This is a genomic window from Streptomyces sp. NPDC048600, assembly GCF_055587025.1.
In genome coordinates this window covers 432,235-445,008 of record NZ_JBVJGZ010000002.1, presented here as the reverse complement: position 1 = coordinate 445,008, position 12,774 = coordinate 432,235, and the positions used below count along the sequence as shown (strand labels likewise).

General features: G+C 72.1%; 12 protein-coding genes. All 12 read left to right on the top strand.

Annotated features, from left to right (window positions below):
* The first annotated feature begins 12 nt into the window (after positions 1-12).
* The 12 genes from ACZ6SQ_RS04180 (at position 13) to ACZ6SQ_RS04125 (ending at position 12,757) form a co-directional block, all read left to right on the top strand.
* Positions 13-639, top strand: coding sequence for an NUDIX domain-containing protein (locus ACZ6SQ_RS04180; protein WP_386376944.1), 627 nt, complete (start codon positions 13-15; stop codon positions 637-639).
* Between the two features lie 320 nt (positions 640-959).
* Positions 960-3,026, top strand: coding sequence for a tetratricopeptide repeat protein (locus ACZ6SQ_RS04175; protein ID WP_469556577.1), 2,067 nt, complete (start codon positions 960-962; stop codon positions 3,024-3,026).
* A 138-nt stretch (positions 3,027-3,164) separates the two neighbouring features.
* Positions 3,165-4,280 carry an alanine dehydrogenase gene (gene ald, locus ACZ6SQ_RS04170; protein ID WP_469556623.1) on the top strand — a complete coding sequence of 372 codons (1,116 nt, stop codon included), beginning with the start codon at positions 3,165-3,167 and terminating at the stop codon, positions 4,278-4,280.
* Between the two features lie 414 nt (positions 4,281-4,694).
* A complete protein-coding gene (locus tag ACZ6SQ_RS04165) occupies positions 4,695-5,831 on the top strand; it encodes a ParA family protein (protein ID WP_389326214.1) in 1,137 nt (378 codons plus the stop codon).
* Positions 5,816-6,370 carry a hypothetical protein gene (locus ACZ6SQ_RS04160; RefSeq protein WP_469556575.1) on the top strand — a complete coding sequence of 185 codons (555 nt, stop codon included), beginning with the start codon at positions 5,816-5,818 and terminating at the stop codon, positions 6,368-6,370. The genes ACZ6SQ_RS04165 and ACZ6SQ_RS04160 overlap by 16 nt, the downstream gene beginning before the upstream one ends.
* 18 nt (positions 6,371-6,388) lie before the next feature.
* Entirely contained in the window at positions 6,389-7,597 is a 1,209-nt protein-coding gene (locus ACZ6SQ_RS04155; protein WP_469556573.1) for a segregation and condensation protein A, read from the top strand.
* Positions 7,594-8,262 carry an SMC-Scp complex subunit ScpB gene (gene scpB, locus ACZ6SQ_RS04150; protein ID WP_469556571.1) on the top strand — a complete coding sequence of 223 codons (669 nt, stop codon included), beginning with the start codon at positions 7,594-7,596 and terminating at the stop codon, positions 8,260-8,262. The genes ACZ6SQ_RS04155 and scpB overlap by 4 nt, the downstream gene beginning before the upstream one ends.
* Positions 8,262-9,353, top strand: a complete 1,092-nt coding sequence (locus ACZ6SQ_RS04145; protein WP_469556570.1) for a pseudouridine synthase — start codon at positions 8,262-8,264, stop codon at positions 9,351-9,353. The genes scpB and ACZ6SQ_RS04145 overlap by 1 nt, the downstream gene beginning before the upstream one ends.
* 55 nt (positions 9,354-9,408) lie before the next feature.
* Positions 9,409-10,137 (top strand): NUDIX hydrolase, encoded by a 729-nt coding sequence (locus ACZ6SQ_RS04140; RefSeq protein ID WP_469556567.1) that lies wholly within the window; start codon positions 9,409-9,411, stop codon positions 10,135-10,137.
* Positions 10,134-11,153: an ADP-ribosylglycohydrolase family protein gene (locus ACZ6SQ_RS04135; RefSeq protein ID WP_469556565.1), complete on the top strand. Its 1,020-nt coding sequence runs from the start codon at positions 10,134-10,136 to the stop codon at positions 11,151-11,153. The genes ACZ6SQ_RS04140 and ACZ6SQ_RS04135 overlap by 4 nt, the downstream gene beginning before the upstream one ends.
* 159 nt (positions 11,154-11,312) lie before the next feature.
* Positions 11,313-11,675, top strand: coding sequence for a chorismate mutase (gene aroH / locus ACZ6SQ_RS04130; RefSeq protein WP_469556563.1), 363 nt, complete (start codon positions 11,313-11,315; stop codon positions 11,673-11,675).
* Positions 11,672-12,757 (top strand): prephenate dehydrogenase, encoded by a 1,086-nt coding sequence (locus ACZ6SQ_RS04125; RefSeq protein ID WP_469556561.1) that lies wholly within the window; start codon positions 11,672-11,674, stop codon positions 12,755-12,757. Before aroH ends, ACZ6SQ_RS04125 begins: the two co-directional genes overlap by 4 nt.
* The last annotated feature ends 17 nt before the right edge of the window (positions 12,758-12,774 follow it).

Sequence of the window (12,774 nt, the reverse complement as noted above, 5' to 3'; positions counted from 1 at the left end):
GGAAGGGCTGGCATGACGATCAAGGACACCCCCGAGGAGTGGGAGACCCGGGCGACGGAGTTCCCCTTCCGGGGCAACAAGACCTCCGTGCGCACCGACGAGGTGGTCATGCCCGACGGCACCGTGGTGCGCCGCGACTACCAGGTGCACCCCGGCTCGGTGGCCGTCCTCGCGCTGGACGAGCAGGACCGGGTGCTGGTGCTCCGCCAGTACCGGCATCCCGTACGGCACAAGCTGTGGGAGATCCCGGCGGGGCTGCTCGACGTGCCCGGGGAGAACCCGCTGCACGCGGCCCAGCGGGAGCTGTACGAGGAGGCGCACGTCAAGGCGGAGACCTGGCGGGTGCTGACGGATGTGTACACGACGCCCGGCGGTTGTGACGAGGCCATCCGGATCTTCCTGGCGCGGGATCTCTCCGAGGCGGAGGGGGAGCGGTTCGCGGCGGAGCACGAGGAGATCGACCTCGAGCTGGCTCGGGTGCCGCTGGACGATCTTGTGCGGGGTGTACTCGCGGGGGAGTTGCACAACAACTGTCTTGTGGTGGGTGTGCTTTCGCTGGTGGCCGCGCGGCAGGGGGCGGGGTTGGAGGGGTTGCGTCCGGCGTCGGCGCCTTGGCCTGCCCGGCCGTTTGAGGAGTGAGCGCCGCTCGGGCCGGCTTGTTCGGTTGAGTGCTGCGCCGTCGTTGCTTGTCGCGCCCACGCGGCGGAGCCGCAGATCGGGCACCGTCCCGCGCCCGTTTAGGGCGGCTGTTGTCGCGTGCGTGCGATGGAGCTGCTGAGGGTGCACTGTCCCTCGCCCCGTAGAGGGCTGTCCTACTGTCCGTTGATCCGATCAGGGGAGTCCTTGATCGGTGTCGGCCTGCTCGGACCGGTCCGTCGCAGAGCGTGAACTAGGCTCTGGAAACGCCCGAACCGGAGTCCCGGCGGGCTTGCGCGTGCGGTGGGACGGGAGTGTGGCCCGTGACGGATCAGGCGGTGGACACCGGTGGTGCGCGGCTGTCGGTCCAGGCCCGTGAGGATGGGTTTCTCGGGCGCACCCGGGAGTTGAAGGGCCTGTGCGCCGACATCGAGCGGGCCGGGCTGGACACCCTCTCCGGGCGCAAGGCGCCCCGCGCGCGTGTGCTGCTGATCGCCGGGCGGCCCGGGTCGGGGCGCAGCGCGCTGGCCGAGGAGCTGGTGCGCCAGGTCGCCCACCGTTACCCCGACGGGGTACTGCGCGCCCGGCTGAGCGAGCCCGGCGGAACCCCCGTACCCGTCGAGCGCGTGGCCCGGGACCTGCTCACCGCGCTGGAGCTGCCCACGCCGCCGGGCGCGGCCGAGGACGAGCTCGCGGAGGCGCTGCGCGAGGCCCTGGCCGGGCGCCGGGCCCTGCTCCTGCTGGACGACGCCGTCGACGCCGCACAGGTCGACGCGCTGCTGCCGGACTCGCCCGAGAGCCTGGTCGTGGCCGTCTCCGGCGGGCCGCTGACCGGCATCTCCGACGTACGGCCGTGCACGCTGGGCGGGCTGGACACCAAGTCGGCCCTGGAGCTGCTGTCGCGGCACACCGGGTCGGTCCGGATCACCGTGGACCCGCGGGCCGCCGAGGGCCTGGTGGAGGAGTGTCAGGCGCAGCCGGCCGCCCTGATGATGGCCGGCGGCTGGCTCGCGGCCCGGCCCAAGGCCGCCGTCGCCGACCTGGCCAAGCATCTGCACGCCGAGGGCGACGAGTCCGGCACCCCGCTCGCCCGTGTCTTCCGCCTCGCCTACGGCTCGCTGCCCGCCCCCGCCGCCCGGATACTGCGACTGCTCTCGCTCGCCCCGGCCGGTCTGGTCGACCCGCACACGGCTTCCGCGCTCGCCGGGTGCTCGGTCAGCAGCGCCGGCACCACCCTGGACGACTTCGTCGCGCTCGGCCTGCTGCACGCCCTGGACGCCCCGCTGCCGCAGTACGAGGTCCCCGGCTGCCTCCAGCCGCTGCTGAAGGCCCTCGCCGAGTCCCAGGACCGTCCGGCCGAGCTCCAGCTGGCGCGGGCGCGCATGCTGGAGCGGACCGTACGGCTGCTCCAGTCCTGCCGGGCGATCACCGAGACGGACAGTCCGCAGGCCCGCGAGAAGCTGCTCGGCATGCCCCGCTCGCTGCGCTTCCCCAGCCCGCGGGCGGCCGCCGAGTGGCTGGGTGTCCGGCGGCCCGCGCTGCTCGCCTCCGCCCGGCTGGCGGTCGCCGACGGCGAGCTGGACACGCTGGCCCGGCGGCTGATGTCCCAGCTGGTGCGGACCATGGTCGCGCACATCGGCACCCAGGCCGCGGCGGCCGACCTGTATGGCCTGCACGGACTGGTGCTGGACGTGGCCGAGCGCCGCGGGCTGGCCCGGGAGCAGGCCGCGGCCCTGCTGAACCTGGGCGATCTCGACGCCCGCACGGGACGCACGGCCGAGGCGCTGGTGCGTTTCCGGACGGCCTTGGACGCCGGACGCCGGGCGAACGACCCGTACGCGACCGGCCGGGCGATGGAATCCGTAGGCGGCGCGCATCTGGAGCTCGGGGACTACGACCGGGCGGCCGACTGGTTCGGCCGGGCGCTGGCCCAGCGGCTGGCCCGGGACGAGCGCGCGGACGCCGCCCGGCTGTACGGCCGGATCGCCACCGCGCACACCTACGCGGGCCGCTACGGCGAGGCGCTGCGGGGCTGGCGGGCGGCTGTCGCGGGCCACCGCAAGGAGGGCGATGTCGCCGCACAGGCACGGGCGTTGAGCGAGCTGGCACGCGTGCAGGAGTACGCCGGGCGGCCCGAGGAATGCCTGCGCACCTGCCAGGAGGCGGTGGAGTGGGCGAGGCAGGCGGAGGACCAGCGTCTCCAGGCGGCACTGCACCTCAGGACGGCCGACATCCTGGAGCACCTGGGCGACCCGGCGGCCGCGCGGCTGCACCGCGCGACGGCCGAGCGCATGCTGGGGGAGGAGCTCCAGGAGGTCGTTACCGGCGAGGAACCCCCGGAACAAGGCCCTAATGCCTGCGAAATCCGCAGTACATCTGCTGAAGATTGATGCAATGAAAGGCTAGACAGCGGGAACACCTTCATTAAACTGGCTCTGCCGCACGTTCTCCTGCGGTGTCTCCCGGTATGCCCCTGCGTATACGGGTATGTCGTGCAATCCCCCTCTGAGCCAAGGACCGTGATCGACGTGAAGGTCGGCATCCCCCGCGAGGTCAAGAACAACGAGTTCCGGGTGGCCATCACCCCCGCCGGTGTGCACGAGCTGGTGCGCAACGGCCACCAGGTCGTCGTCGAGCGCGACGCCGGTCTCGGCTCCTCGATCACGAACGACGAGTACGTGGCCGCCGGTGCGGAGATCCTGGACACCGCCGACGAGGTCTGGGCCACCGCCGACCTGCTGCTGAAGGTCAAGGAGCCCATCGCCGAGGAGTACCACCGCCTCCGCAAGGACCAGACGCTCTTCACCTACCTGCACCTGGCCGCCTCCAAGGAGTGCACGGACGCCCTCCTGGAGTCCGGCACCACGGCCATCGCCTACGAGACCGTCGAGCTGGCCAACCGCGCGCTGCCGCTGCTCGCCCCGATGTCCGAGGTCGCGGGCCGGCTGGCCCCGCAGGTCGGCGCCTACCACCTGATGCGCCCGGTCGGCGGCCGTGGCGTCCTGCCCGGCGGCGTCCCCGGTGTCACCCCGGCCAAGGCCGTCGTCATCGGCGGCGGCGTCTCCGGCTGGAACGCCGCGCAGATCGCCATCGGCATGGGCTTCGACGTGACCCTGCTCGACCGCGACATCAACAAGCTGCGCGAGGCCGACAAGATCTTCGGCACCAAGATCAAGGCCGTCATGTCCAACGCCTTCGAGCTGGAGAAGGCCGTCCTCGACGCCGACCTCGTCATCGGCGCCGTCCTCATCCCGGGCGCCAAGGCCCCGAAGCTCGTCACCAACGAGCTGGTCTCCCGGATGAAGCCCGGAAGTGTCCTTGTCGACATCGCGATCGACCAGGGCGGCTGCTTCGAGGACTCCCGTCCCACCACCCACGCCGAGCCGACCTTCAAGGTCCACAACTCGGTCTTCTACTGCGTCGCCAACATGCCGGGCGCGGTGCCGAACACCTCCACCTACGCGCTCACCAACGCCACGCTGCCGTACATCGTCTCGCTCGCCAACAACGGCTGGGCCGAGGCGCTGCGCCGCGACCCCGCGCTCGCCAAGGGCCTGAACACCCACGACGGCAAGGTCGTTTACCGCGAGGTCGCCGAGGCGCACGGCCTGGAGCACCTCGAGCTGGAGACCCTGCTCGGCTGACCTCGGCCGACGGTCCCGGTCGCCGAGTCACCGTTCGGTAAAAGGCGATTCGTCAACACAGGTCGTCAACACCACGCATCCGGCCGGACCTTGCCGACAAGGTCCGGCCGGATGTGTGTATGGTCACTTTGCGACTCTAGGCCAACTCGCCTCGAACGTAACCCTTGAACCGATTCGCACACCCGTGAAACCTGCCGTGCGACGCCCGTACGCCCTTGACAGAGGGATGTTTCATTGCCGACACATCCTGCCGGGTCCGGCGGATTGTGTTGCTGCGGACCCTCGACACGCCATAGAGTCGCCAACCGTCGGCATGGTGCCACGCTGACCTTGTCTAGAAGTTTCCTGGTCACCAAGGAGGTAAGACGACTTGTGAATGAGTCGACATTTTCTCCCGGGGGTGGTCAACCAGGAATGCCTACGCGGGGCCAGGGCTCCACGGGGCTCGAGGCTGTCGGCTCCGTCGCTGTCCGAACCTTCGCAGCCCGCCAGAGCCAGACCAGCCCCCACACGGCTCTGTCAGCACACCAGAGCATGGATGGCCATCACGTGAACGCCATGGCCGGCGACGGAAGTGGCGCGCCCCACAACCACTTCGCCGACTACGACGAACTGCCCGAGGGGCACTTCTACGACCCCGACGCCGAATACGAGCCGGACCCGGAGTACGCGGCCACGCTCGCACCCGACGCTGCCCGTCAGCGCCGTGAGCGCATCGGCCCGACCGGACGCCCGCTGCCGTACTTCCCGATCCCGGGACCGCTGACCAACCACGGTCCCGCGACGATCATCGCGATGTGCAACCAGAAGGGCGGCGTGGGCAAGACCACGTCGACCATCAACCTGGGTGCCGCCCTCGCGGAGTACGGCCGCCGGGTGCTGCTCGTGGACTTCGACCCGCAGGGCGCGCTGTCGGTGGGTCTCGGTGTCAACCCGATGGAGCTCGACCTCACCGTCTACAACCTGCTCATGGAGCGGGGCATGTCGGCGGACGAGGTGCTCCTGAAGACCGCGGTCCCCAACATGGACCTGCTGCCGAGCAACATCGACCTCTCGGCGGCGGAGGTCCAGCTGGTCTCCGAGGTGGCCCGCGAGTCCACGCTCCAGCGTGCGCTGAAGCCGCTGATGGACGACTACGACTACATCGTGATCGACTGTCAGCCCTCGCTCGGCCTGCTCACCGTCAACGCGCTGACGGCCGCCCACAAGGTGATCGTCCCCCTGGAGTGCGAGTTCTTCGCCCTCCGCGGTGTCGCGCTGCTGACCGAGACCATCGAGAAGGTCCAGGAGCGGCTCAACCCGGAGCTGGAGCTCGACGGGATCCTCGCCACGATGTACGACTCGCGCACCGTGCACAGCCGTGAGGTGCTCGCGCGTGTCGTCGAGGCGTTCGACGATCACGTCTACCACACGGTCATCGGCCGCACGGTGCGCTTCCCGGAGACCACGGTCGCCGGCGAGCCGATCACCACCTACGCCTCCAACTCCGTCGGTGCCGCCGCCTACCGCCAGCTCGCCAGGGAGGTGCTCGCCCGGTGTCACGCCGAGTGAGTCTGCCGGGGGCCGACGAACTCTTCCGTACGACAGGGGGCACGGCGCTTCAGCCGTCCACCCCACGACGCCAGGCAGGCGGCGAGGCCCGGGTGCCCCCGCCGGCCGGTGAGGGCGACGCCGCCGCGGCCGCGGAGGACGCGCCGCAGGCGGTGCCCGCGCAGGCCGGGGACGGGGACGGGGCGGAGCACGTCGCGGCCGACGCGGAGGGGGCCGAGGCCGGGGAGTCCCGCAGCCGCGGCTCCGCCCGGCGGCAGGCGGTACCGCCGCAGGAAGGTTCTGCCACGGAGCCGCGCAAGCGGGGGCGGAGCTCCTCGCGGCGCCCGAGCGGGCGCGAGCGGCACGACGAGAAGATCACCGTCTATGTGTCCGCCGAGGAGCTGATGGATCTGGAGCACGCCCGTCTGGTGCTCCGCGGTGAGCACGGGCTGGCCGTGGACCGTGGGCGGATCGTCCGCGAGGCGGTCGCCGTGGTGCTCGCGGATCTGGAGACGCGCGGGGAAGCGAGCATTCTGGTTCGGCGGCTGCGGGGACGGTAGGGGTAGCCTGCGGAGGCTATGACCTCGAGCGACGTTCCCGCTGCCGCGGCCGGTGGTGCCGGCGGGCGTCGGCGTGCGCTGGGGCGCGGGCCGGGGGCGGGCGGGGCCGTGGCTCCCGCGGCGGCGGAGAGTGGCGGCGCCGGGGCCGGGGACGAATCCGGGACCGGGTCGGTCGAGGCCGAGCGTCCGGAGGTCCAGCGTCCCGAGGCCGAGCGTCCTGAGGTCGAGGGGCTTGAAGCCGGTCGCCCAGAGGCCGAAAGTCCTGAGGCGGAGCCGCCCGAGCCCGAGCCCGAGCGACAACCTGAGCCCGAGGCCGAGTCAAAGCCTGAGCCTGAGCCGCAGCCCGAGCCCTCGCCGCAGCCCGAGCCCTCGCCGGAGCCCGAGCCCTCGCCCGGGCCCTCCGCCGGTGAGCCCGGCGACGGCGTCTTCAAGGTCCGGCTCGCCAACTTCGAAGGCCCCTTCGACCTCCTGCTCCAGCTGATCTCCAAGCACAAGCTGGACGTCACCGAGGTGGCGCTGTCCAAGGTCACCGACGAGTTCATGGCGCACATCCGGGCCATGGGGCCTGACTGGGACCTGGACCAGACGACCGAGTTCCTCGTCGTGGCCGCGACCCTGCTCGACCTGAAGGCCGCCCGGCTGCTGCCGGCCGCCGAGGTCGAGGACGAGGCCGACCTGGCCCTGCTGGAGGCCCGGGACCTGCTGTTCGCACGGCTGCTCCAGTACCGCGCGTACAAACAGATCGCGGAGATCTTCAACCGGCGGCTGGCGGACGAGGCGCGGCGCTACCCCCGTACCGTCGGTCTGGAGCCGCAGCTCGCCGAACTGCTGCCCGAGGTCGTCATCAGCATCGGCCCCGAGGGGTTCGCCAGGCTCGCCGTGAAGGCGATGCAGCCGAGGCCCAGGCCGCAGGTCTACGTCGACCACATCCACGCGCCGCTCGTCAGCGTGCAGGAACAGGCCGGGATCGTCGTCTCGCGGCTCCGCGAGTTCGGGGAGGCCAGCTTCCAGGCGCTGGTGTCGGACGCCGACGGCACCCTCACCGTCGTGGCCCGGTTCCTGGCGCTGCTGGAGCTGTACCGGGAGAAGGCCGTCGCGCTGGAGCAGGAGGAGGCGCTGGGGGACCTGCTGGTGCGGTGGACCGGCGGGGACGGGGACGATACGCCGAGGGTGACGGACGAGTTCGACCGGCCGCCCGAGGAGCCCAAGGAGGAGAAGAAGCCATGAGCGAGTCCGGCACCGACGCGTCGGGCGGCCCGCGTTCCGTGGCCGAGCTCGACCTCAGGCCCGCCCTGGAGGCCGTGCTCATGGTCGTGGACGAGCCCGCGACCGAGGAGCATCTGGCGAAGCTGCTCGAACGGCCCCGGCGGCAGATCACCAAGGCGCTGCGCGAGCTGGCCGAGGACTACGCGGCCCAGGGCCGTGGCTTCGAGCTGCGGTTCGTCGCGGGCGGCTGGCGCTTCTACACCCGTCCCGAGTACGCCGCGGCCGTGGAGAAACTCGTCCTGGAGGGGCAGACCGCCCGGCTCACCCAGGCGGCGCTGGAGACCCTGGCCGTCGTGGCGTACCGCCAGCCGGTCAGCCGCAGCCGGGTCTCGGCCGTGCGCGGGGTCAACTGCGACGGCGTGATGCGCACCCTCCTCCAGCGCGGTCTGGTGGCGGAGGCGGGCACGGAACCCGAAACAGGTGCGATCCTGTATGTGACGACGAACTACTTCCTGGAGCGGATGGGCCTGCGCGGTCTGGACGAACTCCCGGAGCTCGCGCCCTTCCTCCCGGAGGCGGACGCGATCGAGGCCGAGACCCAGGAAGGGGTGCCGTCGTTCGACCCGGACGCCCCCGACGGCGGCCCGGACGCAGACGGCGAACACACGACGACGACGGAACTTTGATGCGAAGCAGCGGTAGCGGTAGCGGTAGCGGCAGCGGCAGGAACGGCGGGCGCGGTAACTCCCGCGGCGCCGGCAACAACAGGGACGAGCGCCAGGGGCAGGGCGGCCGTCCCCGCAAGCCCCGCCCCGAGGAGCGCCGCTACGACGTGGGCCCCGGAGCGACCCAGGACGGCCCCAAGTCCGGTCGCGGCGGCGCCGCGCGCGGCGGAGCCAAGGGCGGCCCCAAGCAGTCCCAGCAGGGCACGGGACGCGGCCGTACGGCCCCCGGACGCTCGCGCGAGTACGAGACGCGGGCCGAGGAGCGCAACCGCGAGCGGTACGCGGGCAAGAAGGACGTCAAGCTGCCCAAGACCTTCCCGGGCGCCGAGCAGGAGGGCGAGCGGCTCCAGAAGGTGCTCGCCCGGGCCGGCTACGGCTCCCGGCGCGCCTGCGAGGAGCTGATCGAGCAGGCCCGTGTCGAGGTCAACGGCGAGATCGTGCTCGAGCAGGGCAAGCGGGTCGACCCGGAGAAGGACGAGGTCAAGGTCGACGGCCTGACCGTCGCGACCCAGTCGTACCAGTTCTTCTCGCTGAACAAGCCTGCCGGTGTCGTCTCCACCATGGAGGACCCCGAGGGCCGTCAGTGCCTCGGCGACTACGTCACCAACCGTGAGACGCGGCTCTTCCACGTCGGCCGGCTCGACACCGAGACCGAGGGCGTCATCCTGCTCACCAACCACGGCGAGCTGGCCCACCGGCTGACCCACCCCAAGTACGGGGTGAAGAAGACCTACCTCGCGGCCATCGTCGGCCCGATCCCGCGCGATCTGGGCAAGAAGCTCAAGGACGGCATCCAGCTGGAGGACGGCTACGCCCGCGCGGACCACTTCCGGGTCGTCGAGCAGACCGGCAAGAACTACCTCGTCGAGGTGACCCTGCACGAGGGCCGCAAGCACATCGTGCGCCGCATGCTCGCCGAGGCCGGTTTCCCGGTCGAGAAGCTGGTGCGCACCTCGTTCGGCCCGATCACCCTGGGCGACCAGAAGTCGGGCTGGCTGCGCCGGCTGTCGAACACCGAGGTCGGGATGCTCATGAAGGAAGTCGACCTCTAAACAGCTTGTGATCCCCCGCCACCCTCTTTTATAGTCGCAGTGACTATTAAAGGGGGTGGTGGTCGTGGGCGGGTACGACAAGCACGCGTACGAACCCTTCGCCGTCACCGTCGACCTCGCGGTCCTGACCCTGCGCGAGGGCGCCCTGCACGTCCTGCTCGTCCAGCGCGGGCAGGAGCCCTACGCCGGCCGCTGGGCCCTGCCCGGCGGCTTCGTGCTGCCCGAGGAGTCGGCCGAGACGGCCGCCCGGCGCGAACTCGCCGAGGAGACCGGCCTGGCGGACGTCTCCGGGCTGCACCTGGAGCAGCTGCGGACCTACAGCGAACCCGGCCGAGACCCCCGGATGCGGGTCGTCTCGGTCGCCTTCACCGCGCTGCTGCCCGACGCTCCCGAGGCGCGCGGCGGCGGGGACGCGGCCCGGGCGGGCTGGCTGCCGTACGGCACGGCCGGGCCGCTGGCCTTCGACCACGACCGGATCCTCGCCGACGCCCACGACCGGGTCGGCGCCCGGCTGGAGCACACCTGCCTCGCCACCGCCTTCTGCCCGCCCGAGTTCACCCTCGGCGAGCTCCAGCAGGTCTACGAGACCGTGTGGGGCACCCCGCTGGACCGGCCCAACTTCCGCCGCAAGGTGCTCGCCACCCCCGGCTTCGTGGAAGCCGTGCCCGGCGCCGCGCGGCTGACCGGAGGCCGCGGCAAGCCCGCCGCCGTCTACCGCGCGGGCACCGCCACCGCACTGCATCCACCCCTGCTCCGACCGTCCCGGGAAGGACGTCCCGAATGACCAGCATCGTGGGGAAGAACGCCGCCACCGGGGCCCTGCTGGGGCTCGCCCTGGGGGACGCGCTGGGCCGTTTGACGGAGTTCAGCACGGTGGAGTCCATCGAGTACCGGTTCGGGCCGTGGCGGCAGTTGCGGCTGCCGGAGAAGGCGCTCGTCACCGACGACACCCAGATGACCCTCGCTCTCGGCCGCGGCCTGCGCACCGCCATGGACCGGGGCGTGCTCGGGCCCGAGCGGCTGGAGCGGCCGGTGCGCGAGGAGTTCGTGGACTGGTACCGGTCACCGGAGAACAACCGCGCACCCGGCAACACCTGCCTGGTCGCATGCAACCTCCTCAAGGCCGAGGGCCGCGCCTGGCAGGACGCCAGCCAGATCGGCTCCAAGGGCTGCGGCGCCAACATGCGGGTCGCGCCGACCGGCCTCGCCCCCGGGCTGAGCGACGAACAGCGCGCGGGCGCCGCCCAGTTGCAGGCCGCCCTCACCCACGGCCATCCCACCGCGCTCGCCGCCTCCGACCTCACCGCGCACGCCGTACGGCTGCTCGCCCAGGGCGCCGAGCCGACCGGACTGGTCGGGCTGCTGCGGTCGTACGCCTACGACAACCGCACCCGTTACCACCACACCTGGCTGGGCGACCTGTGGACCCGCGCCCAGGACCCCTCGCCCGAGCACTTCATCGCGCGCGGCTGGGACGACTGCCTCGCCGTGCTGGCACGGCTTCAGGAGGCGCTGCGCGAGCCTTCCCCCGAGACCGACCCGTGCCTGGCCACCGGCGAGGGCTGGATCGCCGAGGAGGCGCTGGCGACCGGGCTGCTGTGCTTCCTGCTGTTCGTGGACGAGCCGCTGACCGCGCTGCGCCGGGCCGCCTGCTCCTCGGGGGACTCCGACTCCATCGCCTGTCTGGCGGGCGCCTTCGCGGGGGCGCACCTGGGCGCGGCGGCCTGGCCCGCCGAGTGGGCGGACCGGATCGAGTACCACGGCGAGCTGATGACCCTCGGGGCGCTGTGGGACATGTGACCGGGCCGCGCGGGGGCGGCGGGTGACGGACGCCGGGGTGCTCACGGCATGTGACTATGGAGCGCCTCCAGGCGGACTCGAGCCGTACGCCGTTCCCGCGCGAGCTGACTACGCTGGTCAGGCCAACAGCACAGACGCAGACCAGCGAGGAGCAGCACCGTGGCGGTACGAGCGGTCCGGGGAGCCGTGCAACTGGAGCGGGACGAGGCCGGGCACATGGAGGAGCGGGTCGGCGCGCTGCTCACCGAGGTCCTCGAGCGCAACGGCCTGACCACCGAGGACCTGATCAGCATCTGGTTCACGGCCACGCCCGATCTGCACAGCGACTTTCCCGCGGTGGCCGCCCGCAAGCTGGGCATCGTCGACGTGCCGCTGATCTGCGCCCAGGAGCTGGAGATCGAGGGGGCGATGCCCCGCGTCGTCCGGGTCCTCGCCCACATCGAATCCGACCGGCCGCGCGCCGACATCGCCCATGTGTACCTCGGTGCGGCCGCCGCCCTGCGTAAGGACATCGCCCAGTGAGGACCGCACTCGTCGTAGGAACCGGGCTCATCGGCACCTCGGTGGCGCTGGCCCTCGTCCAGCGGGGCGTCACCGTGCATCTCGCCGACCACGACCCCGAGCAGGCCCGTACCGCGGCCGCGCTGGGGGCCGGCACCGACGAGGAGCCCGCCGGGCGGGTCGACCTCGCGGTGGTCGCGGCGCCGCCCGCGCACGTGGCCGGGGTGCTGGCCGACGCCATGCGCCGGGACGTGGCCTACGGCTACCTCGACGTGGCCAGCGTCAAGGGCGGCCCGCGCCGCGAGCTGGAGGAGCTGGGCCTGGACCTGTCGCGCTATCTCGGCACCCACCCGATGTCCGGCCGGGAGAAGTCGGGCCCGCTGGCCGCGACGGGCGACCTCTTCGAGGGCCGCCCCTGGGTCCTCACGCCCACCCGGGACACCGAGACCGAGGTGCTGAACCTGGCCCTGGAGCTGGTCTCGCACTGCCGTGCCGTCCCGGTCGTCATGGACGCCGACGCCCACGACCGTGCCGTCGCCCTCGTCTCGCACATGCCCCACCTGGTGTCCAGCATGGTCGCCGCGCGCCTGGAGAACGCCGAGGAGGCCGCCGTACGGCTGTCCGGGCAGGGCATCCGTGACGTGACCCGGATCGCGGGCTCCGACCCCAGGATGTGGATCGACATCCTCTCCGCGAACCCCGGCCCGGTCGCCGACCTGCTCGCGGACGTCTCCGCCGACCTCGGTGAGACGGTCCGGGCGCTGCGGGCCCTCGCGTCCTCCGACGAGGACAAGCGGCGCGAGGGCGCGGCCGGCATCGAGGACGTGCTGCGGCGCGGCAACGCCGGGCAGATAAGGGTCCCCGGCAAGCACGGCTCGGCGCCCCGGGTGTACGAGACGGTGGCTGTGCTCATCGACGACCAGCCCGGACAGCTGGCCCGGATCTTCGCCGACGCCGACCGGGCCGGGGTCAACATCGAGGACGTGCGCATCGAGCACGCGACCGGGCAGCAGGCGGGCCTGGTGCAGCTCATGGTGGAGCCGAAGGCCGCGCCGATGCTGACGGCGGCCCTGCGCGAGCGGGGCTGGTCGATCCGGCAGTAGGGCGTCCCCGCGGGGCC